Annotated in this window: 28 protein-coding genes; 22 read left to right on the plus strand and 6 right to left on the minus strand. The window is 56.2% G+C overall.

Annotated elements, in window-relative coordinates:
• Positions 1-3: 3 nt before the first annotated feature.
• The 19 genes from rlmN to HHJ17_RS03560 all read left to right on the plus strand — a co-directional run bounded on the left by rlmN (position 4) and on the right by HHJ17_RS03560 (position 18,483).
• Positions 4-1,152 (plus strand): 23S rRNA (adenine(2503)-C(2))-methyltransferase RlmN, encoded by a 1,149-nt coding sequence (rlmN, locus tag HHJ17_RS03470; protein ID WP_296498423.1) that lies wholly within the window; start codon positions 4-6, stop codon positions 1,150-1,152.
• A complete protein-coding gene (pilW, locus tag HHJ17_RS03475) occupies positions 1,149-1,985 on the plus strand; it encodes a type IV pilus biogenesis/stability protein PilW (RefSeq protein ID WP_296498425.1) in 837 nt (278 codons plus the stop codon). Before rlmN ends, pilW begins: the two co-directional genes overlap by 4 nt.
• Positions 1,978-2,913: a helix-turn-helix domain-containing protein gene (locus HHJ17_RS03480; protein WP_296498428.1), complete on the plus strand. Its 936-nt coding sequence runs from the start codon at positions 1,978-1,980 to the stop codon at positions 2,911-2,913. Before pilW ends, HHJ17_RS03480 begins: the two co-directional genes overlap by 8 nt.
• Entirely contained in the window at positions 2,913-4,187 is a 1,275-nt protein-coding gene (gene ispG / locus HHJ17_RS03485; protein WP_296498431.1) for a flavodoxin-dependent (E)-4-hydroxy-3-methylbut-2-enyl-diphosphate synthase, read from the plus strand. Before HHJ17_RS03480 ends, ispG begins: the two co-directional genes overlap by 1 nt.
• Positions 4,188-4,195: 8 nt before the next feature.
• Positions 4,196-5,509 (plus strand): histidine--tRNA ligase, encoded by a 1,314-nt coding sequence (hisS, locus tag HHJ17_RS03490; protein WP_296498619.1) that lies wholly within the window; start codon positions 4,196-4,198, stop codon positions 5,507-5,509.
• A gap of 13 nt (positions 5,510-5,522) precedes the next feature.
• Complete coding sequence (locus tag HHJ17_RS03495) at positions 5,523-6,257, plus strand: tetratricopeptide repeat protein (protein ID WP_296498433.1); 735 nt, start codon at positions 5,523-5,525, stop codon at positions 6,255-6,257.
• A complete protein-coding gene (gene bamB, locus HHJ17_RS03500; RefSeq protein WP_296498436.1) occupies positions 6,254-7,393 on the plus strand; it encodes an outer membrane protein assembly factor BamB in 1,140 nt (379 codons plus the stop codon). Before HHJ17_RS03495 ends, bamB begins: the two co-directional genes overlap by 4 nt.
• Positions 7,394-7,410: 17 nt before the next feature.
• On the plus strand, positions 7,411-8,754 hold the full coding sequence (gene der / locus HHJ17_RS03505) for a ribosome biogenesis GTPase Der (RefSeq protein WP_296498439.1): 1,344 nt from the start codon (positions 7,411-7,413) through the stop codon (positions 8,752-8,754).
• A 147-nt stretch (positions 8,755-8,901) separates the two neighbouring features.
• Entirely contained in the window at positions 8,902-9,168 is a 267-nt protein-coding gene (hfq, locus tag HHJ17_RS03510; RefSeq protein ID WP_296498442.1) for an RNA chaperone Hfq, read from the plus strand.
• Positions 9,146-10,324, plus strand: coding sequence for a GTPase HflX (hflX, locus tag HHJ17_RS03515; RefSeq protein WP_296498444.1), 1,179 nt, complete (start codon positions 9,146-9,148; stop codon positions 10,322-10,324). The genes hfq and hflX overlap by 23 nt, the downstream gene beginning before the upstream one ends.
• 39 nt (positions 10,325-10,363) lie before the next feature.
• A complete protein-coding gene (gene hflK / locus HHJ17_RS03520; RefSeq protein ID WP_296498446.1) occupies positions 10,364-11,749 on the plus strand; it encodes an FtsH protease activity modulator HflK in 1,386 nt (461 codons plus the stop codon).
• A 9-nt stretch (positions 11,750-11,758) separates the two neighbouring features.
• Positions 11,759-12,658, plus strand: a complete 900-nt coding sequence (gene hflC / locus HHJ17_RS03525; RefSeq protein WP_296498449.1) for a protease modulator HflC — start codon at positions 11,759-11,761, stop codon at positions 12,656-12,658.
• Between the two features lie 2 nt (positions 12,659-12,660).
• Positions 12,661-12,849 carry a DUF2065 domain-containing protein gene (locus HHJ17_RS03530; RefSeq protein ID WP_296498453.1) on the plus strand — a complete coding sequence of 63 codons (189 nt, stop codon included), beginning with the start codon at positions 12,661-12,663 and terminating at the stop codon, positions 12,847-12,849.
• Between the two features lie 58 nt (positions 12,850-12,907).
• On the plus strand, positions 12,908-14,056 hold the full coding sequence (locus HHJ17_RS03535; protein WP_296498455.1) for an ATP phosphoribosyltransferase regulatory subunit: 1,149 nt from the start codon (positions 12,908-12,910) through the stop codon (positions 14,054-14,056).
• 11 nt (positions 14,057-14,067) lie between these two features.
• Positions 14,068-15,444, plus strand: a complete 1,377-nt coding sequence (locus HHJ17_RS03540) for an adenylosuccinate synthase (protein ID WP_296498457.1) — start codon at positions 14,068-14,070, stop codon at positions 15,442-15,444.
• An 87-nt stretch (positions 15,445-15,531) separates the two neighbouring features.
• On the plus strand, positions 15,532-16,056 hold the full coding sequence (locus tag HHJ17_RS03545; protein WP_296498460.1) for a phosphoribosyltransferase: 525 nt from the start codon (positions 15,532-15,534) through the stop codon (positions 16,054-16,056).
• 14 nt (positions 16,057-16,070) lie between these two features.
• Entirely contained in the window at positions 16,071-17,279 is a 1,209-nt protein-coding gene (locus HHJ17_RS03550; protein WP_296498463.1) for a PLP-dependent transferase, read from the plus strand.
• Positions 17,280-17,332: 53 nt separating this feature from the next.
• On the plus strand, positions 17,333-18,223 hold the full coding sequence (locus HHJ17_RS03555; protein WP_296498466.1) for a DUF2189 domain-containing protein: 891 nt from the start codon (positions 17,333-17,335) through the stop codon (positions 18,221-18,223).
• 77 nt (positions 18,224-18,300) lie between these two features.
• The gene (locus HHJ17_RS03560) at positions 18,301-18,483 is read left to right on the plus strand and encodes a hypothetical protein (RefSeq protein WP_296498469.1); all 183 of its coding nucleotides are present in this window, start codon (positions 18,301-18,303) and stop codon (positions 18,481-18,483) included.
• 48 nt (positions 18,484-18,531) lie between these two features.
• On the opposite strand, the gene mnmH is transcribed toward HHJ17_RS03560, so the two are convergent.
• Both mnmH and HHJ17_RS03570 read right to left on the minus strand, forming a co-directional pair.
• On the minus strand, positions 18,532-19,608 hold the full coding sequence (mnmH, locus tag HHJ17_RS03565; RefSeq protein ID WP_296498472.1) for a tRNA 2-selenouridine(34) synthase MnmH: 1,077 nt from the start codon (positions 19,606-19,608) through the stop codon (positions 18,532-18,534).
• A complete protein-coding gene (locus tag HHJ17_RS03570) occupies positions 19,605-20,273 on the minus strand; it encodes an arylesterase (RefSeq protein ID WP_296498475.1) in 669 nt (222 codons plus the stop codon). Before HHJ17_RS03570 ends, mnmH begins: the two co-directional genes overlap by 4 nt.
• Here HHJ17_RS03570 and HHJ17_RS03575 point away from each other — a divergent pair.
• The 3 genes from HHJ17_RS03575 to HHJ17_RS03585 all read left to right on the plus strand — a co-directional run bounded on the left by HHJ17_RS03575 (position 20,272) and on the right by HHJ17_RS03585 (position 22,217).
• Positions 20,272-20,958, plus strand: coding sequence for an ABC transporter ATP-binding protein (locus HHJ17_RS03575; RefSeq protein WP_296498477.1), 687 nt, complete (start codon positions 20,272-20,274; stop codon positions 20,956-20,958). The two genes, HHJ17_RS03570 and HHJ17_RS03575, sit on opposite strands and share 2 nt — an antisense overlap.
• Before the next feature lie 83 nt (positions 20,959-21,041).
• Positions 21,042-21,821, plus strand: coding sequence for a 23S rRNA (guanosine(2251)-2'-O)-methyltransferase RlmB (gene rlmB / locus HHJ17_RS03580; RefSeq protein ID WP_296498480.1), 780 nt, complete (start codon positions 21,042-21,044; stop codon positions 21,819-21,821).
• Between the two features lie 51 nt (positions 21,822-21,872).
• Positions 21,873-22,217, plus strand: coding sequence for a hypothetical protein (locus HHJ17_RS03585; RefSeq protein ID WP_296498483.1), 345 nt, complete (start codon positions 21,873-21,875; stop codon positions 22,215-22,217).
• A gap of 37 nt (positions 22,218-22,254) precedes the next feature.
• Here HHJ17_RS03585 and HHJ17_RS03590 read toward each other — a convergent pair whose 3' ends face one another.
• The 4 genes from HHJ17_RS03590 to HHJ17_RS03605 form a co-directional block, all read right to left on the minus strand.
• Positions 22,255-22,845, minus strand: coding sequence for a chromate transporter (locus HHJ17_RS03590; RefSeq protein WP_296498486.1), 591 nt, complete (start codon positions 22,843-22,845; stop codon positions 22,255-22,257).
• Entirely contained in the window at positions 22,842-23,474 is a 633-nt protein-coding gene (locus HHJ17_RS03595) for a chromate transporter (protein ID WP_296498488.1), read from the minus strand. Before HHJ17_RS03595 ends, HHJ17_RS03590 begins: the two co-directional genes overlap by 4 nt.
• A 48-nt stretch (positions 23,475-23,522) precedes the next feature.
• Positions 23,523-24,845 (minus strand): HD domain-containing phosphohydrolase, encoded by a 1,323-nt coding sequence (locus tag HHJ17_RS03600; protein ID WP_296498491.1) that lies wholly within the window; start codon positions 24,843-24,845, stop codon positions 23,523-23,525.
• A 65-nt stretch (positions 24,846-24,910) separates the two neighbouring features.
• On the minus strand, positions 24,911-25,852 hold the full coding sequence (locus HHJ17_RS03605; protein WP_296498493.1) for an alpha/beta fold hydrolase: 942 nt from the start codon (positions 25,850-25,852) through the stop codon (positions 24,911-24,913).
• Between the last annotated feature and the right edge of the window lie 2 nt (positions 25,853-25,854).

A 25,854-nucleotide genomic window follows, 5' to 3' on the forward strand; every position in this document is an offset into this window, starting at 1 on the left:
GCAATGACGGCCAATTTGCTCGATTACGACCTCGAGGGTTTGGCCGTTTTTTGCGAGCGGCTGGGTGAAAAGCGCTTTCGCGCTGTCCAGTTGTTTCGTTGGATTCATCAAAAAGGTGCATCCAATTTTGATGAGATGAGTGATCTCGCAAAGTCCTTGCGCGAAAAACTCAAAGTTGTAGCGTATGTGAAGGCGCTGGACGTAATTTCACAGCACATTTCAGCAGACGGTACGATTAAATGGTTGTTTGATGTAGGTGCTGGTGATGCGGTCGAAGCTGTTTTTATTCCCGAAGATGATAGAGGAACTCTCTGTATTTCATCCCAAGCCGGTTGTGCTGTGGGCTGCCGGTTTTGTTCCACGGGGCACCAAGGGTTTAGTCGAAACCTGAAAACTGGTGAGATCGTCGCCCAATTGTGGTTTGCTGAGCATTTTTTGCGCAAGCATTTGCATCGTGATGAGCGTGTCATTTCGAATGTCGTGATGATGGGGATGGGCGAGCCCCTGCAGAACTATTCTGAATTGGTGCCAGCGTTGCGCGTCATGCTGGATGACCATGGGTATGGTTTGTCACGACGGCGTGTCACGGTTTCTACCTCGGGTGTTGTGCCTATGATGGATCGCTTGGCGCAAGATTGTCCAGTGGCATTGGCCGTTTCCTTGCATGCGCCGGATGACGCGTTGCGGGATAACCTGGTTCCGCTTAATAAAAAATATCCGATCGCAGAGTTGTTGGAAGCCTGTAACCGGTATTTGGCCTACGCGCCGCGGGATTTCATTACTTTTGAATATTGCATGCTTGATGGTGTTAATGACCAAGCAGAACATGCACATCAGTTGGTGAATTTGGTCCGTAAGTATTCAAGCGGCGGTGTTTGGTGCAAGTTTAATTTGATCCCTTTCAACCCTTTTCCTGCATCCGGGTTGCTTCGATCTGCCCCTGAGCAAGTCAAAGCTTTCGCCAAGATTTTGAGTGATGCCGGTATTGTTACAACCATTCGCAAGACCCGCGGTGATGATATTGACGCTGCCTGCGGCCAGCTTGCGGGTGACGTTAAAGATCGTACGGGTATCAACCAGCGAATCGCACGTCAGCGCACGGTGATGTTGAAGCCGGTTACGTCGTTTAACACGGATGTTAAGGAAGCATGAAGATGAACGGTGCAAGATGGTTTCAAATCAGGCACTGGTTGTTCGGTGCCTGCCTCCTTGTTGTTGTACTGACGGGGCTTTCTGGCTGTGCTTCAAAATCGAATGGGACCGGACCGAGCGGTACCGGACAAGAGATGGTGACTGAATCGGATGAGCCGGAGGCGCGCAAGCGCGCTCGTATTCGGCTTGAACTGGCTGTAGGTTATTTCGAGCAGGGGCAAACAACGATCGCCCTGGATGAGCTTAAGCAGTCGATTGCTGCGGATCCTGCCTACAGTGAAGCTTACAGTTTACGGGGGCTTATTTACATGCGCCTCAATGATTTCCGTTTTGCCGAAGAAAGCTTTAAAAAAGCTCTTTCTATGAATCCTAATGATTCAAATGTTCTCCACAATCTTGGCTGGTTATTCTGTCAACAGGCGCGCTATCCTGAGGCTCAGCAGTTGTTCACGCAGGCGCTTTTAAACCCGCAGTATGGTGAGCGAGCCAAGACATTCAGAGCGCAGGGCCTGTGTCAGGTCAGGGCCGGACTGCCAAGAGATGCCGAGCTTAGCCTTTTGAAATCTTATGAGTTTGATGCTGGGAACCCTGTTACGGCGTACAACCTTGCCACCTTGCTTTTTCAGCGAGGCGACTTTGTTCGGGCTCAGTTCTATGTACGACGATTGAACAACAGTGAACTGGCAAATGCGGAGTCTCTTTGGTTAGGTATCAAGGTTGAACGGCGAATGGAAAATCGCGATGCCATGCAACAGCTTGCTGCACAGTTGGAGAAGCGCTTCCCTCAGTCGCGTGAGGCTGGCGTCTATCAACGGGGTGCTTTTGATGAGTGAAAATAATTTGTCTACTTCTGACCTGAATGCGCCTGAGCAATCGATGAGTGAGCTGGTATCTGCAGGAACGATGCTAAAAAATGCACGCGAAGCCGAAGGGCTGAGCATTGCTGTCCTTGCTGTTTCACTGAAGGTACCCGTCAAAAAGCTGGAAGCGCTAGAAGCAGACCGATTTGATTTGTTGCCTGATAACGTTTTTGCTCGAGCACTTGCTGCCAGCGTTTGTCGAACCTTGAAAATTGATCCGGCGCCGATATTGGAACGCTTGCCACATCCGACAGCACCACGGTTGAAAACCGATGAATCGGGGATCAATACGCCATTTCGTACCTCCGGTGATAAATTTAATTTGTCGTTTTTGAATCAGCTTTCCAAACCTTTTGTGTTGGCTGTTTTGGTGCTTCTTGTTGGTGTGGTTGTACTTGTTTTTCTCCCCTTCACACAGCGAGCCGAAATTGCCAATATTCTGAGGTCTGATGTTGCCGCTATAAATTCCCCTTTACAGGCACCCATGTCATCGGACAATGATGCTGCCAACGAGGCAGCTGCACCGCCACAGGTAATCGACTCGACGGTTGCAACTTCGGCGGCTCCATTGGCAATGAGTCAGGCGTCTGTTGTGCCTTTGGCAATATTGCCGGGTGATGTGGCAACTGCATCGCCTGCGATGGTGGCTGGTTCGGGCGCAACGACCGGCACTGTAGTCTTGACCGCGCATCGATCATCCTGGGTCGAGGTTGTTGACGCTAGCGGGGTCGTTCAAGTACGTAAGACCATGAAGGATGGCGAGACCGTTGGTGCTTCCGGTGTCATGCCTCTTTCTGTTGTGGTTGGGCGGGCTGATACCACTGAGGTCCAAGTGCGCGGCAAACCATTTGATTTGTCACGTCTTGCAAAAGATAACGTTGCTCGCTTTGAGGTGAAATAGTGGAATCTTTTTTACCGATTGAATCGGCGACTCCCAAGACACGGCGGTCCGGTCAGGCCCGCGTAGTCTGGGGTGGACGAGTTGTTACCTTGGGTGGTGATGCGCCTGTGCGTATTCAGTCCATGACCAACACCGACACGGTCGATGTCATCGGCACCGCTATCCAAGTCAAGGAATTGGCCCTTGCCGGATCTGAACTGGTGCGTCTGACGGTAAATACGCCGGAGGCTGCGCAGGCTGTGCCGCATGTTCGGGAGCAACTAGACCGCATGGGAATTGATGTTCCTCTGATTGGTGACTTCCACTTCAACGGTCATCGTCTGCTCACAGATTTTCCGGCATGTGCGCAAGCTTTGTCCAAGTATCGAATTAATCCCGGCAATGTAGGCAAAGGGGACAAGCGCGACAAGCAGTTCGGCTTGATGATTGAAGCCGCCATGCGTTGGGATAAGCCGGTTCGGATCGGTGTAAATTGGGGTAGTCTGGACCAGGAGTTGCTGGCCAGTTTAATGGACGAAAACAGCCGCCGCTCCACGCCTTGGGATGCCAAACCGGTCATGTATGAGGCCTTGATTACGTCGGCCTTGGAGTCTGCACGCCGAGCCGCTGAGATGGGCATGGATGAAAACCAGATCATCTTGTCGTGCAAAGTCAGTGGCGTGCAAGATTTGGTTTCTGTTTATCGTGAACTGGCCAGACGCTGCAACTATCCACTTCATTTGGGTTTGACTGAAGCGGGTATGGGAACCAAAGGGGCCGTTGCCTCCGCGACAGCGCTTTCCATCTTGTTACAAGAGGGTATTGGTGACACGATACGCGTTTCTCTGACGCCGCAGCCGGGCGAATCCAGAACCCAGGAAGTTCTAATTGCGTGTGAAATTCTGCAAGCATTGGAGCTAAGGTCGTTCGTCCCCAGTGTGACGGCCTGCCCTGGTTGCGGTCGCACCACCAGTACAACTTTCCAAGAGCTCACCAAACAGATAGAAGACTTTTTGAGGGCGCAAATGCCCGTCTGGCGCGAGAAATACCCAGGCGTCGAAAAGTTGAAGGTCGCGGTGATGGGTTGTATTGTGAATGGCCCCGGTGAAAGCAAGCATGCTGATATCGGAATCAGTCTGCCGGGCAACGGGGAGGCACCAGCCGCCCCAGTCTTCATTGACGGTGAAAAGCGTTTAACCTTGCGCGGAGACACTATTGCGCAAGAGTTTCAGAAAATTGTCGAAAACTATGTTGAAAAACGTTTTGGTACTCCTGCGACTGCCGAGATGGTTTGATTGAATTCATGAGCGAAAAAATAATTAGTACAAAGTCTGAAAAACTAACCGCTGTTAAGGGTATGAACGATGTTCTGCCGCCGCAATCGGCGGCGGTTGAATGGCTTGAAGGTAAAGTCCGTTCGTTGATGGCCCGTTATGCCTACCGCAATATTCGTACGCCCATCGTTGAGCGGACACCATTGTTCGTCCGGGGTTTGGGCGAGGTCACGGATATTGTCGAAAAGGAAATGTATTCCTTTGAGGATCGTTTGAATGGGGACCCCCTGACACTGCGCCCTGAAGCCACGGCTGGTGTGGTGCGGGCGGTTGTGGAGCACTCCATGTTGTATGACGGTGGTAAGCGGCTGTACTACATGGGCCCCATGTTTCGCCACGAGCGGCCGCAACGCGGCCGTTATCGACAGTTTGACCAAATTGGCGCCGAAGCGCTTGGCTTCTCTGGTGCAGAGGTTGATGCGGAGTTGATTTTGCTGGCGGTGGCTTTATGGAAGGAAGTGGGCTTGACGGATGTTCGCCTTGAGCTCAACAGTTTGGGGCAACCCAATGAGCGAGCAGAGCACCGACAAGCTTTGATTGCTCATTTTGAGCTGCATATGGAGGTGTTGGATGAAGACGCCAAGCGGCGTCTGCACACCAATCCGCTACGGATTCTTGATACAAAAAACCCGGCGATGCAGGCGATTGTGGAGTCGGCACCAAGACCACTGGATTATTTAGGCGCGGCATCGCTGGAACATTTCACGACATTGAAATCTATCCTGGATGCGAATGGCGTGGCCTACACCGTTAATCCGCGGCTGGTTCGGGGTATGGATTATTACAACCTCACTGTATTTGAATTCACCACCGATCGTCTTGGTTCGCAGGGGACAGTTTGTGCTGGTGGTCGATATGATTACCTGGTCGAACAATTGGGTGGCAAACCCGCACCTGCCGTCGGATGGGCACTTGGGGTAGACCGGGTGCTGGAGCTCATCAGAGAACAAGGCTTGGGCGCCGTGGAGTCAACGCTAGATGCCTATGCGATTGTGTCCGAGGTCACCGCCTTGCCCTTGGTGCTGCAGACACTGCAAACGCTGAGAGCCGCCGGTGTCAGTGTTCAGATGCACGCCAGTTCAGGAGACGGTATGGGCAGCATGAAATCTCAATTCAAGCGAGCGGATAGCAGCGGCGCACACTATGCAATTATTTTTGGGACTGATGAAGTTTCCCAGAATTTGGTGACTATTAAATCACTTCGAGATGGTGGCGGCGCGCAAGCTAGCCAATCGCTCAATGAGATCGCTGACTGGGCGTCCACCCTACAATCGCGCACTTAATTAAAAAAACCTCATGGCAAATCATTTAGATCTAGAAGAACAAGAGCAACTCGACCAGCTTAAGCATTTTTGGAAGCAGTACGGCAACCTGATCACATGGTTTCTGATCGTTGTATTGGGTGCATTTGCAAGCTGGAATTTTTATCAGTATTGGCAGCGCAGTCAGGCAACGCAGGCTTCTGCCATGTACGATGAAGTCGAACGGGTCGTAAAGTCGGCTGATGCTGCAAAAATTGACCGTGTTTTCATTGATATGAAAGACCGGTTCTCGTCCACGACTTATGCCCAGCAAGCTGGGTTATTGGTGGCAAAACAGTATTACAACGCAGGTAATGTTGAAGCCTCCAAAGCCGCTTTGAGCTGGGTTGCTGATAAATCCTCTGATGCCGGGCACCAGGCCATTGCAAAGCTGCGTTTGGCTGGCATCTTGATGGAGTCCAAGTCTTTCGATGATGCGTTGAAGCAGTTGAGCGGTTCATTTCCCGCCAATTTTGATGCGCTGGTGGCCGATCGCCAAGGAGATATCTACCTTTTGCAAGGGAAAAAGGCAGAAGCAATTGCCGCATACGGAAAGGCATTCAAGACTTTCGATGAGCGCACGGAATACCGGCGTTTGGTCGAGGTTAAATTGAACTCCCTTGGGGTTGATCCTTTGAGCGCTGGTAACGCCGGCGGTGCCGTCGATGTGTCTAAAAATAGTGGCACAGTGCCTGTCGCAGAATTTCAAGCACCGGAAGGTAAAAAGTGAAGTTTAATTTTCTTTTAAAAGCGGCCACTCAGGCGGCGCTTATTGCTGGTGTTTTAGGTTTAATTTCTGCTTGTTCAAGTGGGCCGGAGAAGCTGAAGCCCGCCGAGTTGGGGCCCAATGTTGGCCTGCTAGGTGTGCGCTTGGCATGGACGTCGAAAGTCGGCGCTGTTGATTTTCCATTAGACGTTAAAGTTACTGGTAATACCGTTGCTGTAGCCAGTTCGGATGGTGTGGTAGGGGCGTTTGACGCACTCACCGGCGCTGAACTATGGCGAACCAATGTAGGTGCGCAAATTGCTGCCGGCGTAGGAAGTGATGGACGTTTTGCCGCTGTGGTGACGCGTGGCAATGAATTGGTTGCACTGGATGCCGGGCGCGAAATTTGGCGTCAAAAAATGGCAGCGCAGGGTTTTACCCCGCCGTTGGTTGCCGGTGGTCGTGTCTTTATCCTGGCGGCGGACCGGTCTGTTACCGCTTTCGACGGTCAGACAGGGCGCAAACTCTGGAATCAGCAACGGCCAGGTGAGTCCTTGGTGCTTCGTCAATCGGGTGTATTGCTTGCGGTGGGTGATACCTTGGTTGCCGGTCTGGCGGGTCGTCTTGCGGGTATCAATCCATCAAGCGGTGCCATCCGTTGGGAGTCCCCGATTGCCTCACCACGTGGTACCAACGATATCGAGCGGCTGGTGGATTTGGTCGGACGTGTCAGTCGTGATGGCGATGTGGTGTGCTCGCGTGCTTTTCAGGCGGCTGTAGGCTGTGTCGATACCGCTCGTGGAACGTTGCTTTGGAGCAAACCTGCCAGCGGGTCGGTTGGCGTCCATGGCGATGATAGGTATGTTTATGGCGCTGAGGGTGACGGGAAATTGGTGGCTTGGCGCCGGGCTGACGGGGAGCGTGCCTGGGTATCTGAGCGTTTGCGGTACCGCACACTGACCGCTCCGTTGGTCGTTGGGCGTTCAGTGGTTGTGGGCGATGACACCGGTCTGGTTCATTTATTGTCTCGTGAAGATGGGGCTGCGCTCACGCGAGTCGCAACCGATGGTTCGGCGATTGCCGCTGCACCTGTTTTGGCTGGCGGAACGCTGGTTGTTGTCACCCGAAATGGTGGAATTTTTGGCTTCAAGCCTGAGTAAGTGTTGGACTCTATTTCATGAAACCTGTATTGGCCCTTGTCGGTCGCCCCAATGTTGGAAAATCGACGCTTTTTAATCGGCTAACCAAGTCTCGTGATGCCATCGTTGCCGATTACGCCGGGCTTACCCGTGATCGTCACTACGGTAACGGAAAACAAGGCAAACATGAGTTCATTGCCATTGATACCGGTGGATTCGAACCCGATGCCGCGAATGGCATTTTCAAGGAAATGGCCAAACAGACGCGTCAGGCTGTTGCTGAAGCCGATGTTGTTATCTTTGTGGTTGATGCCCGGGAAGGAATTTCTGCGCAGGATCACGAGATAGCCAAATACCTTCGCCGTCTTGGTAAGCCCTGTGTGCTGGCAGCCAACAAGGCCGAAGGTATGTTGGCGGGCGCACAACTGGTTGAATTCTTTGAACTGGGTCTCGGTGAGGTTCATCCGGTCTCGGCCGCGCACGGTCAGGGTATCAACTCGTTGGTAGAGTTGGCGCTGGAGCCGCTTCACCTGGTAGAACCTGATGACGCTGAAGAGCAGCGCGAGCCAGGCATTATCAAGCTGGCAGTTGCCGGTCGCCCCAATGTTGGTAAATCAACGCTGATCAATACGTGGTTGGGTGAAGAACGTTTGGTCGCCTTTGATTTGCCGGGAACGACACGGGATGCGATTTCTGTTCCGTTTGAACGCAACGGTCAAAAATTTGAACTGGTTGACACGGCAGGCTTGCGTCGCAAGGGTAAAGTATTTGAGGCGATCGAAAAATTCTCAGTGGTCAAGACACTGCAGGCCATTGAATCGTCGAATGTCGTGTTACTACTGATTGATGCCACGCAAGGCGTCACGGATCAGGATGCGCACATTGCCGGCTATATTCTTGAAAATGGCCGCGCCGTGGTACTCGCTGTCAATAAATGGGATGCGGTAGATGAATACCAGCGTGAAATCGTTAAACGCTCTATCGAGACCCGTTTGCCTTTCTTGAAATTCGCCACCATGCACTTGATATCGGCGACAAAAAGGCAGGGGTTGGGGCCACTTTGGGCGTCTATTGCACAGGCTTACAAGGCCGCCAACTGCAAGATGTCAACGCCCGTCTTGACTCGTTTGCTGCTGGAGGCGGTTCAGTTTCAGAGTCCCAAACGATCGGGTATGTTCCGTCCGAAATTGCGCTATGCCCACCAAGGGGGCATGAATCCACCGGTGATTGTGATTCACGGTAACTCGCTGGAACATGTGACGGATGCCTACAAGCGATTTCTGGAAGGACGTTTCCGTAAAGAGTTTGATTTGACGGGCACTCCGATGCGCATCGAGTTTAAAACGTCCAGCAATCCTTTTGCCGACAAGTACGCAGGTTGAATTCCCGCGGGGCTGACGGTCGTCCGCAGAGGGTTGTCGTTGTCCAATTATTCAATGATACAGAGTGACGTTAACTTTAGTATGGGTTTGACGGTTGTCAGCTAGGCAACTCACTTTGCTGTGTTATCGTTAATGCTTCTTTAATTTTTGAACACGGAGAATATCGTGAGCAACAAAGGTCAGTTACTTCAAGACCCTTTCCTGAACGCTTTACGTCGGGAACATGTGCCGGTCTCCATTTATCTCGTCAATGGGATCAAGCTGCAAGGGCAGATCGAATCTTTTGATCAGTATGTCGTGCTGCTTCGCAATACGGTTACTCAAATGGTCTACAAACACGCCATCTCCACCATTGTGCCGGGGCGTGCTGTAACTTTTGCAACTGGTGAGGGTGACGAACCTGCAGCCGTCTAAACGCCAATCGGCTCCAACCATACTGGTTGGGGTTGATTTTGGACTCCCCAATTTCGATGGGCAACTTGAAGAGTTAGGTCTGCTGGCGCAAACAGCAGGCCTAAATCCTGTTGCCCGTATGACTTGCAAGCGCAAAGCCCCAGATGCGGCCTTATTTGTTGGCACTGGAAAAGCAGATGAGATCAAGTTGCTGGCAGCTCAACTGGGCGCCGTTGAGGTTCTGTTTGATCAAAGTCTCAGCCCGGCTCAGCAGCGTAATCTTGAACGTCATCTAGAGCTGCCAGTCAATGACCGCACGCTTTTGATACTGGAAATTTTCGGTCAAAGAGCGCGCAGTCATGAAGGCAAGCTGCAGGTCGAGCTTGCACGAATGCAGTACTTGAGTACGCGCTTGGTTCGCCGCTGGTCGCACTTGGAACGTCAAAGCGGTGGCATTGGCATGCGTGGTGGTCCCGGCGAGTCCCAGATCGAACTTGACCGCCGGATGATTGGCGATAACATCAAAAAAATCAAAGAGCGCCTGATAAAAGTCAAGCGTCAGCGGCAGACTCAACGTCGTCAGCGCGAACGACGCGATGCATTTAATATTTCCCTTGTCGGCTATACCAATGCAGGGAAGTCCACACTGTTCAACGCGCTGGTCAAAGCCCGTGCCTATGCCGCAGATCAGTTGTTTGCAACGCTTGACACCACAACGCGCCAGCTTTATCTGGGCGAGGCCGGGCGTTCAGTGTCTCTGTCTGACACTGTTGGTTTTATCCGAGACTTGCCACACGGGTTGATCGATGCATTTCAGGCGACCCTTCAAGAAGCTGTGGATGCAGACCTGCTTCTGCATGTGGTGGATGCTGCCAGTCCTAATTTTCGTGAACAGATTGCTGAGGTTCAGCGCGTGCTGGGTGAGATCGGTGCCGCTGACATTCCCCAGGTGCTGGTGTTTAACAAATTAGACGCCCTTGACGCGGAACACCGCCCCCTGCAACTGGAAGATACATTTGATCTGGATGGTGTTCAAATGCCACGGATATTTTTGAGTGCTAAAAGTGGCGAGGGCCTGCCGGCTTTGCGTCAGGAGTTGGCTCGTATTGTGAGTGGGGGCGTCTTGCCTGCGACGGCTGGGGATCAATTCCCTGATAGTCGTGAGGCTGGCCCCTGATTGGTCACAATCCTGTAACGATACACAAGAGAAGAAGAAATGAAACTTCATTTACGCAGCTTTCGCTGGGCTTATTTGCCGGAGCGGATCAGGGGAATGTTCAACCTGAATGATCCCCGTTGGGGTCGTAGCGACGACAAACCCGCCGAGGGTGAAAAAAGTGATCCTGCGCCTTCGGATGGCAATTCGCCGGCTACACCACCAAAGAATGGTAATGAGCGCGGTCAGAAGCGAGGCCCGAACCAAGGGCCTCCCGATCTCGATGAGTTGTGGCGCGATTTCAACAACAAACTGGGTGGTTTGTTTGGGGGGATTAAAAATGCAGGTCGCGGCATTTCTGGTGGTGGTTCAGGCGGTGGCAATGGTTCCGGCGGAGGCTTTCAGCCTGACATGAAGAGTGCCGGAATTGGTGTGGGTCTGATTGTTGGCGTTGTCCTCTTGATCTGGCTGGGAACGGGATTTTTCATCGTCCAGGAAGGCCAGCAAGCGGTTATTACCCAGTTTGGGAAATACAAGTCCTCAGTGGGGGCTGGTTTTAACTGGCGTCTGCCTTATCCCATTCAGCGGCATGAATTGATTTTTGTGACCCAAATCCGCTCGGTGGATGTGGGGCGTGATACGGTTGTCAAGGCAACCGGTTTACGCGAGTCGGCAATGCTGACTGAAGATGAGAATATCGTCGAAATCAAATTTGCCGTGCAGTACCGTCTGAACGACGCCCGCGCTTTTCTGTTTGAAAGCAAAGATCCGGGTGGGGCTGTCGTCCAGGCGGCCGAGACGGCGGTGCGTGAAGTGGTTGGCAAGATGCGCATGGATGGCGCCCTGTCAGAAGAACGCGACCAGATAGCACCTCGGGTACGTGCCATCATGCAAAGAATTCTGGACCAGTACAAAGTGGGTATTGATGTCGTCGGTATTAATTTGCAGCAGGGCGGTGTGCGTCCGCCAGAGCAGGTGCAGGCGGCTTTTGATGATGTGCTGAAGGCCGGTCAGGAGCGCGAGCGTGCCAAGAATGAAGGCCAAGCCTATGCCAATGACGTGGTGCCGCGCGCAGTGGGTTCCGCATCGCGCTTAAAAGAAGAATCGGATGCTTACAAATCAAGAATTGTGGCGCAGGCGCAAGGTGATGCGCAACGTTTTAAATCGGTGCTGGCGGAGTACCAGAAAGCACCCCAGGTAACGCGCGACCGCATGTACCTTGATTCAATGCAGCAGATTTACAGCAATGTCACCAAGGTGATGGTTGACTCCAAACAAGGTTCAAACCTGCTGTACCTCCCGCTTGACAAGATCATGCAAATGAGCGGACAGAGTCCGGACGCTGCGGGAACAGTTCCGGTCGTGCCTGCGACCACGCCTGCCAACCCGATACCAGACGCACGGACACGGGATGCTGCCCGTGTCCGCGATCGTGATATACGCTAGGAGCCCACAATGAACAGGCTAGGTTTTATTTTCTCTGCTCTTCTGGTGGCCTTGGCGCTCGCTAGTTCAATGCTGTTTGTGGTTGATCAACGGCAGTTTGGTGTGGTGTACGCCTTGGGGCAAATCAAGGAGGTCATTACCGAACCCGGTTTGAACTTCAAATTGCCGCCGCCATTTCAAAATGTGTCTTACATTGACAAGCGACTGTTGACGCTGGAAACCAGCGATACCGAACCCATGCTGACGGCTGAAAAGCAGCGCATGGTGATTGACTGGTACGTTCGCTGGCGCATCACTGATCCCACCCAATACATCCGAAACGTCGGTTTGACGGAGGCTGATGGTGCCAATCAACTTAATCGAGTGGTTCGTAATGCATTTCAGGAAGAAATCAACAAGCGCACGGTCAAGGAACTGCTGGCAACCAAACGAGAAGCCATCACGGCCGATGTGAAGGCTGAAGTGCTGGACAAAGTCAAGGGCAGCAAGCCCTGGGGCGTTGACATTGTGGACGTTCGGATCACCCGCGCGGATTACGTCGACGCGATCACCGAGTCGGTGTATCGACGCATGGAAGCCGAGCGTAAGCGGGTCGCCAATGAATTGCGCTCGACTGGTGCGGCCGAGGGTGAAAAGATTCGTGCCGATGCGGATCGTCAGCGGGAGGTCGCAGTGGCGAATGCCTACCGCGATGCGCAAAAGATCAAAGGCGAGGGCGACGCTGAAGCCGCCCGCATCTATGCCGAAGCCTTTGGTCGCGACCCTCAATTTGCCCAGTTTTACCGCAGTCTGGATGCCTACAAGGCCAGCTTCAACAAGAAGAGCGATGTCATGGTGGTCGACCCTGCCTCCTCGGAGTTCTTCAAGGTATTTCGCGGTAACGCTGCCGGCGCTCCTTCCAAGAAATAAACTTGGATAGCGACACGCTCTGGCTGGCGATGGCCCTCGTTCTGGTGATCGAGGGCCTTTACCCATTTGTATCCCCGGCCGGTTGGCGTCGGATGTTTGCTCAGATTCTTCAATTGACCGATGGACAGCTCCGTTTTTTCGGAATGTGCAGCATATCTGTCGGTGCGCTGCTGATTTGGTATCTGCTGTGAGAGATTCCGGCACCTAAGCCCGGTAAAATCACGGTTTTAACAGCTCCCCCAAAATCACATGTCTGCTTGGGTCCTGCCGGATCACATTGCCGATGTCTTGCCGTCCGAAGCACGGCACATCGAAGAACTACGTCGCGACTTGTTGGACATGGCGCGTTGCTATGGCTACGAGTTGGTCATGCCCCCCTTGCTGGAACATCTGGAGTCATTGCTCACGGGTGCTGGTGAGGCGCTTGACCTGCAAACTTTTAAACTGGTGGACCAACTCTCCGGGCGCATGATGGGCCTGCGGGCCGACAGCACGCCCCAAGTGGCCCGCATTGATGCGCACTTATTGAATCGTCCGGGTGTTACCCGCCTGTGCTACTGCGGCCCGGTGTTGCATACGCGGCCTGGTGCGCCCCATGCGACACGGGAGCCGCTGCAATTTGGTGCGGAAATCTACGGCCATGCCGGGTTGGAAGCTGATCTGGAAACGCTGTTGCTGGCACTGGATTGCCTCAAAGTGGCCAAGGTGCAAATGCCCAGTGTGGACATGGCCGATGCCCGCATCGTGAGTGCCCTGCTGGAAGGCGTGCCGCTGCAAGGCGACTTGCTGGCGCAGGTGCATGCTGCCCTGGCGGCCAAAGACAGCAGTGAGTTGTCGGCACTGACCAAGAATTTCCCATCTGCTGCACGTCAGGGCCTCCTGGCGCTGGTGCAACTCTATGGCGACGAACAGGTCTTGCTTGAGGCTGAAAAGGTCCTCCCGTCCATGCCTGCTGTGCATGAGGCGCTATCAAATTTGAAGTGGCTCGCCAGCCATCTGGGCGGGGCCAATGTAACCTTCGATCTGGCCGATTTGCGCGGTTATGCCTACTACACCGGGACGCGGTTTTCGATCTACGTCCAAGGCGCCAGTGATGCGCTGGTGCGGGGCGGACGTTACGACCAAGTGGGTGCCGTGTTTGGCCGTAACCGTCCTGCGGCTGGTTTTAGTCTTGATGTCAAAGCCTTGGTGGGCGTGCTGGCGGCGCTTCCGCTGCGCGCGGCCATACGTGCGTCGTGGCACGAAGCTACCGATTTGCGCGCCGCCATTGCGTCCTTACGGGCGCAGGGTGAGACCGTCGTGTGTGCCATGCCGGGGCATGAGCATGAAGTTGATGAGTTCCATTGCGACCGCGAGCTGATTCAGGTTGCGGGGCAGTGGGTCGTGAAATCCGTTTGAGAAATATTGAAATGAATGCAACCAAAGGTCGTAACGTTGTTGTCGTAGGCACCCAGTGGGGCGACGAGGGCAAGGGCAAGCTGGTCGACTGGCTGACAGAGAGCGCCCAGGGCGTAGTGCGTTTTCAGGGCGGTCACAATGCGGGCCACACCCTGGTGATCAATGGCGTCAAGACGGCGCTGCACCTGATTCCCAGCGGCATCATGCGTCCAGGCGTCAAGTGCTACATCGGCAACGGTGTCGTACTGTCGGCGGCCAAGTTGTTCGAGGAAATCGAGGGCCTGGAAAAAGTCGGTATCGAACTGCGTTCGCGTCTGCGCATCAGCGAGGCCTGCCCGCTGATTCTGCCGTTTCACGCCGCGCTGGACGTGGCACGTGAAGCAGCGCGTGAGAAGGGCGGCAACGCCAAAATCGGCACCACCGGGCGTGGTATCGGCCCCGCCTATGAAGACAAAATTGCGCGGCGGGCGCTGCGGGTGCAAGACCTCAAGTACCCCGAGCGCTTTGCCAGCAAACTGCGCGAATTGCTTGATTTACACAACCATGTGCTGACCACCTATCTCAATTCTGCCGCCTTTGATTTCGGCCCGACGCTCACCCCTTACCTGGTGGACGGCCAAGTGCAGTTCCAGGCCGTCTTTGATGAGGCCATGCGCCACGCCGAACTGCTCAAGCCCATGATGGCCGATGTGTCGCGCGAACTCAATGAGGCGCACCTCAAAGGCGCCAATTTGTTGTTCGAAGGCGCCCAGGGCACGCTGCTGGACGTGGACCACGGCACCTACCCGTATGTGACTTCCAGCAACTGCGTAGCCGGCAATGCCGCTGCCGGTTCCGGCGTCGGTCCGGGCATGCTGCATTACATCCTGGGCATTACCAAAGCCTATTGCACCCGGGTCGGTGGTGGTCCGTTTCCGACCGAACTGGACTGGGAAGAGCCGGGCACACCGGGCTACCACATGAGCACCATCGGCGCCGAAAAAGGCGTCACCACCGGCCGCAGCCGTCGCTGTGGCTGGTTCGATGCGGCCTTGCTCAAGCGTTCGGCGCAGGTCAACGGCTTGACCGGTTTGTGCATCACCAAGCTGGATGTGCTTGACGGCTTGAAAGAGTTGCTGTTGTGCACCGGCTATGAATTGGACGGTGAGTTGATTGACATCCTGCCGATGGGCGCCGATGACATCGAGCGCTGCAAGCCGGTCTATGAAACTATCGAAGGCTGGAGCGACAGCACGGTGGGCGTGACCCAGTACGACAAGCTGCCGACCAATGCGCGTCTGTATTTGCAGCGCATTGAGCAGGTCACCGGCGTTCCGATCCACATGGTGTCGACCAGCCCGGATCGGGATCACACCATCATGATGCGCCATCCCTATCTGGCCGATTAATTCGTCACGTAGTCAAAATTTCAAGTCAAATCAGCCTGTAGCCCCCGTGCTGCATGCGTACATAGCTATTAATTCAGGAGCAACACAATGTTGACGGAAGACGGCAAACACCTGTATGTGAGCTATGACGAGTACCACAACCAGATCGAAAAACTGGCGATCAAGATTCACCAGTCCGGCTGGGAATTTGACACCATTTTGTGTCTGGCCCGTGGTGGTTTGCGTCCAGGCGACATCTTGTCGCGTGTATTCAACAAGCCGTTGGCCATCATGTCCACCAGTTCCTATCGCTCGGATGCCGGCACGGTGCAGGGCAATCTGGACATTGCCCGCTTCATTACCACGCCCAAAGGCGAAATCGCCGGCAAAGTGTTGCTGGTGGATGACCTGGCCGATTCCGGCCAGACGCTCAACGCTGTGATCAAGCAGCTCAAGAGCAACTACGCCCCCATTACCGAATTGCGCAGCGCCGTGATCTGGACCAAGGCGCTGTCCACCTACACGCCGGACTATTCGGTTGAATTTTTGCCAACCAATCCCTGGATTCACCAGCCGTTTGAAGGCTACGACGTTTTGCGACCGGAGCAGTTGATTCAAAAGTGGAGTGTTTGAGGTCGGAGTTGAGTATGGTTGACCTCACCACCACGCTGATTCATCACCCCTACACGCCGCCTGAGGGCTTTGCGGCGCCGCAGCCGGGTGTGTTCAAGGCGTCTACGGTCATCTTCCCCAATGTTGCCGCCATGCGCAACTTTGAGTGGAAAGATAAAACCGCCTACACCTACGGTCTGCACGGCACACCCACCACCTACACACTGGAAGAGCGTCTGTGTACGCTGGAGGGTGGCCTGCAATGCCTGCTGCTTCCCAGCGGGCTGGCGGCCATTGCCAATGTGGCCCTGTCGCTCTTGCGCACGGGCGACGAGGTGCTCATCCCGGACAACGCCTACGGTCCCAACAAGGCGCTGGCCGAGGGTGAACTGAAGGCCTGGGGCATCACGCACCAGTTTTATGACCCCATGAATCCACAGGATCTGGCGGCCAGGATCAGCCCGCAGACGCGGCTGGTCTGGCTGGAAGCGGCAGGGTCCGTGACGCTGGAGTTCCCGGATCTGTGCGAGCTGGTGCGTGTCTGCAAGGCCCGCGGCGTGTTGACGGCGCTGGACAACACCTGGGGTGCGGGTCTGGCTTTTGCGCCGTTTGACCTGTTGCCCGGTGTCAGTCCTGCCCTCGGTGTTGATATATCGGTGCACGCGCTGACCAAATACCCCAGTGGCGGTGGCGATGTGCTGATGGGCAGCGTCATCACCCGCGACGCTTCGCTGCACATGAAGCTTCAGTTGACGCACATGCGGCTCGGATTGGGTGTGGGGGCCAATGATGTCGAGGCCGTGTTGCGGGCGTTGCCGAGCATGGCGTTGCGCTACCGGGCGCATGACGAGGCGACGCGCCAATTGGCTGCTTGGTGTCAAACCCGGGCTGAATTTGCACAGGTCTTGCACCCCGCGCTGCCGGATTCGCCGGGGCATAAGCATTGGCGCGATCTTTGTTCATCCGGCCTGGGCCGTGCGGCCGGGCTGTTCAGTGTGATTTTTCATCCGCGCTACAGCCAACACCAGATTGATGCATTTTGCGACTCGCTCAAGCTGTTCAAACTGGGTTACAGCTGGGGTGGCCCCATGAGCTTGGTCGTGCCTTATGACCTGGCGTCCATGCGCAGTGGCTGGCCAACCCATTTGAAGCCGGGCACGTTGGTGCGCTTTTCGGTGGGTCTGGAAGCCGTAGCCGATTTACAGATTGATTTATCGCAAGCGCTACAGACTTCTTTGATTTGAATCAGTGTTTACCTGAATAGGCATGGGGCGCAGACTTGGATAGTCTGGACCGCATGAACCTATCCACCGATTCGACTGCCAGTAACGGCAACAGCCCTGATCTTTCGACCGCATCATCGGTAACGCCAGCCTCTCCCGCAGGCCCTGCGCCGTACGTGCCACCGCCCTCTGAGGCTCCGCGGAAGGAAATTGTGGCCCTGCGCTTGAGTGACCCGTTTCACTGGCTGTTGCTCGGTTGGCGTGACCTGATGGGCGCCAAAGGCATCAGTCTCTTTTACGGCATTTGTTTCTGGCTGATGGCCCTGGTGCTGGGGGCCGTATTTCGCAGCAAACCCGAGTACGCCATGTCTATCGCCTCTGGTTGTTTGCTGCTGGGGCCATTCCTGGCGATGGGCCTGTATGAAGTGAGCCGACGGCGGGAGCAGGGGCTGCTGCCCGACTTGAGCTCCTCCCTGACCTGCTGGAAACCCCATTTGCGCAGCATGGGCATGCTGGTTTTGGTTCTGATTGTTCTGGAGCTGTTGTGGGGGCGGGCGTCACTGGTGGTTTTTGCGGTATTTTTTAATACCGGCATGCCCTCCACGACGGGCGTAATTAAAGCCATTTTCAATCCTGAAAATTGGGAATTTTTGGCCGTTTATGCGGTCGTTGGCGGTGTGTTTGCCAGTCTGGTCTTTGCTGTGGCCGTGGTGTCGATCCCCATGATTCTGGACCGTGATACCGACGCCATTTCAGCGGCTATTACCAGTTTTGAAGTGGTTTTTGAGAACACGGCCGTGCTCGTGCTGTGGGGAATGTTAATCACCGGGCTGGTGTTCGTTGCGCTCGTTCCCTGGTGTCTCGGGCTGTTGCTCATTGGTCCCTGGTTAGGGCATGCGAGCTGGCATGCTTACCGGGGTTCCGTGCGTTGGCCGGATGACGAAGGCACGGTTGTGACAACTTGATGTAATAAAAGTGCACCCAGCATGGCGGACACTGCTCATGAAATGTTAAAGTGCCTCTAACTACTTGAAAGCATACCTTGGCAACACCCAATTACGGATACGAGAAGCGTCAGAAAGAACTGGCAAAGAAGAAGAAAAAAGAAGAAAAGCTGAAGCACAAAGCCGACCGCAAGGTCGGTGATGGGCCTGAAGAGGGTGCGCCGGATGAAAATGACGCTACCGAACCGACAGAACCCGGCGCTGACACTCCCCAGCCCTGAGTTTTACAACGGCAATTGTCAGGAATCACCCCCCAACCTTGCCGTTCATCAAAGAGGCGTAGCGCGGGTCGTCTCCTGGACTAATTCCTCCGCTAACAGTCGCATAGCCCCCATCGTATGGTCGTCGGGGGCTATTATTTTTGCGTCTTCAAATTGCTGGAAGTTGCGCTTCATGGACTGCAGGTAAGTCGGATCGTAGTGCGTCGTGAGCAGCTCGCGCACGACCGGTTCGATGTTTCCCTCCCGCACCGAGGCTTTCCAGCCATCGACCACCACCTTGCCCCGAAACTCGGCCAAGACCTGCAGTCGATTGCAGAAATGCTCGACGTCGCGCACAAAGAACGCGTAGTCTTCCATCAGCAGGGCTACCCGTTCGGTATCCGGCAGCACCAGGTTCAGGCAAGTGCTTTTGCGCATGGCTTCGATCAGCGAAGTGGGCACGGCCACATTACCCACTTTTTTGCTTTCACTCTCGATGAACACCGGGCGAGTGGGGTCCAGGCTGCGCAACGCGTCCCACACCAGGGTGTCAAACCGCTTTTGCGTGGGTTGCGTCAGCCCCGGAATGGCGCCCAACACCGAACTGCGATGGCGCGCCAAACCTTCCAGATCGATCACCTGCGCCCCCTGCGCCGTTAACGCCTGCAGCAGCCGGGTTTTGCCCGAGCCGGTGGTGCCGCAGATCACGCGCCAGTCAATACTGCTCACCAGGCGGGGAATGTCCTGCACCACGGCGGCCCGAAAGGCTTTGTAACCGCCTTCGACCAGCGTGACGCGAAAACCGATCTGACTCAGGATCAGCGACAGTGCACCGCTGCGGTTGCCGCCGCGCCAGCAGTAGGCCAGTGGCTTCCAGTCTTTCGGCTTGTCGATGACCTCGCGATCGATGTGGCCGGCAATATTGCGCGCCGCAATGGCCGCACCGCGTTTTTTCGCCTCGAACGCATTGACCTGCTTGTACAGGGTGCCGATGTCGCGCCGTTCGTCGTTGTTGAGGGTTGGCCAGTTGACGGCGCTGGGCAGGTGGTCTTCGGCGTATTCGCCTTCGCTGCGGGCGTCGATCACGGTGTCAAATTCGTGCAGCCGCTGAATGACTTCGGTGGCGGATAGGGTGGTCAGGCTCATTTCAGGATTTTCTTTAGTTCGGGCCAGACATTGGCCAGCATGAGGGGGTGAGCCTCTTCTTTGGGGTGAATACGGTCAGCTTGGAACAGCCGGGTGCTGTCCGCGGCATTACCAGGTGCATCGGCAATGCCTTTGAGCAAGAACGGCACCAGCGCCGCCTTGTTGGTTTTGGCGACGGCTGCATAGAGGGCGGCAAAGCGCGCACCGTAGTCCTTGCCATAGTTGGGCGGCATCTGCATGCCAATCAGCAGCACTTTGGCGCCGGACTTTTGGGCTGCCTGTGTCATCTGGTTCAGGTTGTCTTCGGTGAGCTGCAGGGGCAGGCCGCGCAACGCGTCGTTGGCGCCCAGTTCAATAATCACATGGGTTGGCCGGTGCTGTGCCAGCAGCCCGGCCAGCCGCGAGCGGCCGCCTGCCGTGGTGTCGCCACTGATGCTGGCATTGACCACGGTGACGGACAGTTTCTCAGCTTGGAGTTTCTTCTCAAGCAACGCAACCCAGCCGCTGCCACGTTTGAGGCCATACTCGGCACTCAGGGAGTCGCCCAGCACCAAGATGGTTCGGGCCGGCCGTGCTGCCGTTGCCGCGCCTGCGGTGGAAACCCCCACAGCAGCAGCCAATACGCCTGCAGAGATAAAGTGTCGTCGATACAAAGAAAGCCTCATGTCTGATTCAATTATTTCCGTCGAGCATGTTTTCAAGTCGGTGACCGATTCGACCGGCACCCTCGACATTTTGCGCGATATTGATTTTGTGCTGAATGTCAGGGAGACGGTGGCCATCGTCGGGGCCTCCGGTTCCGGCAAAAGCACGCTGCTGTCCATCATTGCCGGTCTGGATACACCGACCCGCGGCACGGTGCGGCTGGCGGGGCAGGATCTGTTCGCCATGAACGAGGACCAGCGCGCCGCTTTAAGGGCCCAGAAAGTGGGTTTTGTGTTTCAGAGTTTCCAGTTGCTGGGCAATCTGACGGCGCTGGAGAACGTGATGTTGCCGCTGGAGCTGAGTGGCCGGCGCGATGCCCGGAAAGCGGCCACCGAGATGCTGGCCCGCGTTGGCCTGTCGGAGCGGCTTGGCCATTACCCCAAGGTGTTGAGTGGCGGCGAGCAGCAGCGGGTGGCGCTGGCGCGTGCGTTTGTGGTCAAACCGGCCGTGCTGCTGGCGGACGAACCGACCGGCAGCCTGGACTTTGCCACCGGTGAAAAAGTGATGGAGCTCATGTTTGACCTGAACCGCGAGCAAGGGACCACGCTGGTGCTGGTCACGCACGACCGCGCTATTGCCGCGCGCTGTGCCCGTTGCATCACGATTGAAGCCGGGCAGGTGCTGGATACTACGGCCGATGTTTAAGCCGTTTTGGCCTCTAGCCCCCGTTGCTTCTGCATAGGCAGCTATTGTTTTGGTAGTGAGTTGCAACCCGCGATAATTGGGGTATGTCTTCATCTAAAGTTTTATTCGGCTTTCATGCCGTCGGTGTGCGTCTCAAAACGGCGCCCAAATCCATCATCGAGATTTATTTCGAGCCTACGCGTCGCGATGCACGCATGCGTTTGTTCATTGACAAAGCCAAAGAGGTCGGTTGCCGCCTGATCGAGTCTGACGGCGATCGGCTCGCCAAGCTGTGCGGAGGCCACGGTCACCAGGGTGTTGCGGCCCGCGTGCAAGAACTGCCACAGGTGCATTCCCTGGACGAATTACTGGAACGCCTGGAGGCGGCACAGCTCGACAAGCCCCTGGCTGAGCGTGAGCAGCTCTTGATTTTGGTGCTGGATGGTGTGACCGATCCGCACAACCTCGGCGCCTGCCTGCGGGTGGCCGATGGCGCGGGTGTGCACGCCGTCATTGCGCCCAAAGACAACGCTGCCGGCATCAACGCCACGGTCGCCAAAGTGGCCAGTGGCGCGGCCGAAACAGTGCCTTACTTCATGGTGACCAATCTGGCGCGCACCCTGAATGAGCTCAAGGAGCGCAACATCTGGATCATCGGCACCAGCGACGTGGCCCCGCGAACGATTTACCAGGCCGACCTCAAAGGCCCGGTGGCGCTGGTGCTGGGCGCCGAAGGCGACGGCATGCGTCAGCTCACCGCCAAGACCTGCGATGAACTGGTCAGCATTCCAATGCGCGGCGCGGTCGAAAGTCTGAATGTGTCGGTGGCCAGCGGCGTCTGCCTGTATGAAGCCGTGCGCCAGCGCAGTTTAAATAACGGCTAGACGCCTTCTGGCTGCCAGCCCCTCACTGATATTGAGCCACCAGGAGTCACCATGATCCGTCTTGCTGCACTATTTATAGCTATATGCGCCGTATTGGCGGGGGCTGGCTGCACACAGGAGCAACAAAACAAGCTCAGCCGTGACATCCAGAACTGGACGGGCACCAATGGCGTGCTGGAGTTCTATGCGGGTGACAAACTGGTGCGCCGCTTCCTGAAAATTGACAAACTCAGCACCGCCATGGGGACCGAAGACGGCAAGCCACGTCCCTACCGCTTTGGCTATGGCGTGCTGGATGAGAATTTGAACTTCGTGGCCGATCCGGGAGAGAAAAAAGTCTATTTCGAGATCAGCGACTTTGGCTCGAATTACCTGTTCTTCGAGAGCCCGCGCTGAACGTCAAGCATCGTGTCCGCCTGTGAGTCGGCGGGCGTTATATCCAGCCCAGCCAGCCCAACAATCCGCCCGCAGCCAACAGCCACAACAAATGCAAGCGGGTGCGCCATACCAGCAGGGCCGTTATACCGGTGACTAGCCATAACGGCCCGTGTTGCAGCGGGCTGCCGTGGCTGGCGGCCAGAATCCAGCCGGTGGAAATGAGGAGTGCAATCACGATCGGCGCCATGCCTTGTTTGAAGGCGCGCACCGCCCGCAGTTCACGGTTCTGATGGCCCCAGCGGGCAGCGGCGAAGGTGAGGGTGGTGCTTGGCAGCATGATGCCGACCATGGCCAGGACCACGCCCAGCAAGGCAAAGGCCCACGCGGCAAGCCCGCCGCCCATGCCGCCGCCAGCGTTCATACCCACGTTCCAGCCCAGCAAGGCAATAAACAGCACATTGGGCCCCGGTGCGGCCTGCGCCAGCGCAATGGACGAGGTGAACTGGCCATCGCTCAGCCAGTGCCGTTCATCCACCAGATAGCGGTGCATGTCGGGTGCCGTGGTGATGGCGCCGCCGATCGCCAGCAAGGACAGTGACATGAAATGGGTGAACAGGGCCAGCCAGTCGGCGGCAGTCAGACTCATTTTTTTGTCCCCAGCACACGGACCTGGTCCAGTTGCCGGTAAGCCCAGGCACATGCCAGGCCTCCCACGCTCAGCAGTACCCACGCCAAAGGTACCCGCAGCAGTGCAATAGCTACAAAAGTAATAGCTGCTAGCACCCAGCAGACGGTGGCGCCCATGATATTTATCTTCAAGGAAGCGATGAGTTTGAAGCCGGTGGCCGCAATCAGACCCGCCGCGACCGCGCCCATGCCGCGCAGCGCGCCCTGAATGCCGGGTGAATCAGAAATGCCGGCGAACACGGCCGCCAGCACTAGCACGATCAGCATCGGAAAGGCCAGCATGCCGGCCAGCGCCACCAACGCGCCGCGCAGGCCAAAGTAGCGGTCGCCAATCATCAGTGACAGGTTGACCACATTGGGGCCGGGCAAAATTTGCGCCACGGCCCAGTCTTCCACGAACTCCGCGGGGGTCAGCCAGCGTTTTTTTTCGACCAGTTCGCGTTGCACCACGGCGAGCACACCACCAAAGCCCTGCAGCGCCAACCACGTAAACGACCAAAACAAGTCGCGCAAAGACGCCGGCTGCGCGTGAACTTTGTCCGCGGGGTGGGGCGGAACGTCGGGTGTTGGCGAGTCGGGATGTGTCATGGCCAGATTATCGGGGGCACCTGCGCCCCCCTAAATAACGTGCCACGTTCAGGCCGTTTCAGCGCTCACCTTGTCCTGGGTTTCAAACCCGCCGATGTTGGCCATGACCTTGTCGACACAGTCCAGCCACGCCTGCAAGGCGGCGGGATAGGTTTCGTCGAGTACGGCCCGCCAGCGAACCCGTAGCTGGCGCGCTGCCGTCCGCAACTGCCATCCGGCTTCTCGGGTAATGAGGGTCATCTCGTTGAGCAGGTTGTTGTCGAGCGTATCGCTGCCAAGGTAGGCGAGTTGGTCCGGTGCCGCCCCGACTTGGGCCAGCGCACGCTGGATTTTCTGAAGCTGAACCGTCAATAACTCAAGTCCCTCACGACGGGCCGCGCTTAACTCGGGGTTCTTGGAGAGTTCAGCAGACCATTGACCCAGCGCCTCGTCAATATTTAATAACAGCTGCATCGGGTTAGAGAGATGTTCAAGCTCGGTGGCCATGCTGTCTGTTGGTGACTGTAGCAAGCCAATGATTTGAAGGGCCAGTGTGTTGTCGTACCGGTGGGTATTCATTCGCAACAACACGGACAACCGCAACTCCGGGGCGTCGCGTTCTGTCGAAAACATGGCTGCGACCACTTTGGCAAGCGACAATAATTTGCCCAGTGGACTGATCGCGTCGCCGACCAGATGGCGGGGGTAGCCAGAGCCATCCATGTACTCATGGTGCTCCCGAACGGCACGGACGACTTCTTTGGGGTATTGGTGGTGTCGTTCGATCAACATGGTGGAGACCAGCGGGTGCGAATAAAGCTGGCGCTGTTGCGCACTGTTGAGCGCATGTTCTGGCGACAGCAACAGCGGGTCGACGTGCAGCATGCCAATGTCGCTCAGCAAGCCGGCCGCACAGGCAATATTCACGTCGAAGCGCGACAACAACGGGGTTTTCGTCAGCCAGCCAGCGGTCAATGCAGTCCGGATCAGTTGCAGATAAATTTCCGGATGCACATCACGCGCGATGGTCAGTTGAAACGCAATGGGCGCAGGCAAGGGGATGGTTTCAATGGCGTCGAGCAAGAGGTTGCGGGACTGGCTATCGGGGACCATGCGCGAAAAGAACGGGATGTCATTCAATATCGCTTCTGCACTGATCCTCAGGGTTTTGCCTGTCACCGTGTTACGGCTGCTCACGCAATTTTCAATGGGTGCCGACAACTTGTGCTGCATCAAACGCTCGTACAGCCCCAGATTGATCGTCGTCCCTTTGTCGACGATCTTCACGCCGTTGGCATTGAAAATCGCGCAATTGGCGATAACGGGTTCCTTTTCACCCAATTCGGCCACGGCTTGGGTGAAATACTGTTCGCTGTCGGTCGAGTCGGTCATGGTCTTTACAAATCTACGGCTATGTAGCTAGCTTATACGATGCCGACGAGACGCCGGCGAGCGGGTCACACACGGGTGGTTGAACGATGCGGCACGACACCGGCAATGGAACTGGCCGGGTCTTCGAGTTGCTGCAACACCCAGGCAATGACCCGGCTATCAAGGGCAAGTTGCAAGTGCCCCAGCCCTTCAAAGAGCGTGACCTGAGCCCCGTCAAGCACCTGTTCGCGCTGGGGGTAAACAAGGTTGTCCTGCGGTGTCAGGGCCAGGCGCATCAGACGGCGGGTCGATGCACTCTCGCTGGCCGCCAATTCTTGCAGCCAGGCACTGCGCCAGAGCATCTGTTGGCCGCTGGTCGTTTTGGGTTGGGCATCGATCTTTGTGCCGGCATGGGGCGTGCCCAGCGTGATGATGCGCGCCACACGCTGGGTCCCGTAGCGGCGCATCCAGGCCCGGATGACCAGCCCGCCCATGCTGTGACCGACGAGGGCGACTTGGGGTGCACCGGTCTGGCGGCATAACTCGGCGACCGCTTGCTCAATGAGGGGCGCATAGTGGTCGATGGAGGTGAATAAAGGCTCCAAATCTAACGCCAGGACCGGATGCCCGGCGGTGCGCAGATGGTGCGCCATGGCATCCCAAACCCGATGGTTGCACAGGTAGCCATGCACCAGAACCACCGGTAGGCGAGAGGCCGGCAGCAGCGCATCAGCCGTCGCCGGTTTTGCCGCCGGGGCGGCCCGTGCCCAAGGCAGCTGCAGCAGGCCAATCCGCAGCCATGCCCCACATTCCCCGAACAGCGAGCGCCACCACAGCGCAGTGGCGCCCGGCGGCCGTGACTTGATACTGCTGGTCAGGCTCAACAGCATGGGCGTCAGGAGCGGCAGCAGCAGCGCGGTAACGGCTATCAGCCAACTTGAGGTACCGGTTTGCCTCGCCAGCAGCCAGCCGAACAAGGTCCCCACCAGGATTTGGCCCCACAACAGGCGGCGAAGCAGTCGTGCCAACA

Origin of the sequence: Rhodoferax sp., assembly GCF_012927445.1 — a bacterium.
Lineage (GTDB): Bacteria > Pseudomonadota > Gammaproteobacteria > Burkholderiales > Burkholderiaceae_C > Rhodoferax.

Bases quoted from the DNA above. Each gene is read 5' to 3' on its own strand.
- HHJ17_RS03575 (WP_296498477.1), top strand. From the start codon at position 20,272: ATGTCTGATTCAATTATTTCCGTCGAGCATGTTTTCAAGTCGGTGACC.
- HHJ17_RS03590 (WP_296498486.1), bottom strand. From the start codon at position 22,845: ATGAGTCTGACTGCCGCCGACTGGCTGGCCCTGTTCACCCATTTCATG.
- HHJ17_RS03595 (WP_296498488.1), bottom strand. From the start codon at position 23,474: ATGACACATCCCGACTCGCCAACACCCGACGTTCCGCCCCACCCCGCG.
- HHJ17_RS03600 (WP_296498491.1), bottom strand. From the start codon at position 24,845: ATGACCGACTCGACCGACAGCGAACAGTATTTCACCCAAGCCGTGGCC.
- HHJ17_RS03480 (WP_296498428.1), top strand. From the start codon at position 1,978: ATGAGTGAAAATAATTTGTCTACTTCTGACCTGAATGCGCCTGAGCAA.
- HHJ17_RS03585 (WP_296498483.1), top strand. From the start codon at position 21,873: ATGATCCGTCTTGCTGCACTATTTATAGCTATATGCGCCGTATTGGCG.
- rlmN (WP_296498423.1), top strand. From the start codon at position 4: ATGACGGCCAATTTGCTCGATTACGACCTCGAGGGTTTGGCCGTTTTT.
- HHJ17_RS03545 (WP_296498460.1), top strand. From the start codon at position 15,532: ATGTTGACGGAAGACGGCAAACACCTGTATGTGAGCTATGACGAGTAC.
- hflK (WP_296498446.1), top strand. From the start codon at position 10,364: ATGAAACTTCATTTACGCAGCTTTCGCTGGGCTTATTTGCCGGAGCGG.
- mnmH (WP_296498472.1), bottom strand. From the start codon at position 19,608: ATGAGCCTGACCACCCTATCCGCCACCGAAGTCATTCAGCGGCTGCAC.
- HHJ17_RS03540 (WP_296498457.1), top strand. From the start codon at position 14,068: ATGAATGCAACCAAAGGTCGTAACGTTGTTGTCGTAGGCACCCAGTGG.
- pilW (WP_296498425.1), top strand. From the start codon at position 1,149: ATGAAGATGAACGGTGCAAGATGGTTTCAAATCAGGCACTGGTTGTTC.
- der (WP_296498439.1), top strand. From the start codon at position 7,411: ATGAAACCTGTATTGGCCCTTGTCGGTCGCCCCAATGTTGGAAAATCG.
- HHJ17_RS03570 (WP_296498475.1), bottom strand. From the start codon at position 20,273: ATGAGGCTTTCTTTGTATCGACGACACTTTATCTCTGCAGGCGTATTG.
- HHJ17_RS03495 (WP_296498433.1), top strand. From the start codon at position 5,523: ATGGCAAATCATTTAGATCTAGAAGAACAAGAGCAACTCGACCAGCTT.
- HHJ17_RS03550 (WP_296498463.1), top strand. From the start codon at position 16,071: ATGGTTGACCTCACCACCACGCTGATTCATCACCCCTACACGCCGCCT.
- rlmB (WP_296498480.1), top strand. From the start codon at position 21,042: ATGTCTTCATCTAAAGTTTTATTCGGCTTTCATGCCGTCGGTGTGCGT.
- hflC (WP_296498449.1), top strand. From the start codon at position 11,759: ATGAACAGGCTAGGTTTTATTTTCTCTGCTCTTCTGGTGGCCTTGGCG.
- HHJ17_RS03555 (WP_296498466.1), top strand. From the start codon at position 17,333: ATGAACCTATCCACCGATTCGACTGCCAGTAACGGCAACAGCCCTGAT.
- hisS (WP_296498619.1), top strand. From the start codon at position 4,196: ATGAGCGAAAAAATAATTAGTACAAAGTCTGAAAAACTAACCGCTGTT.
- HHJ17_RS03535 (WP_296498455.1), top strand. From the start codon at position 12,908: ATGTCTGCTTGGGTCCTGCCGGATCACATTGCCGATGTCTTGCCGTCC.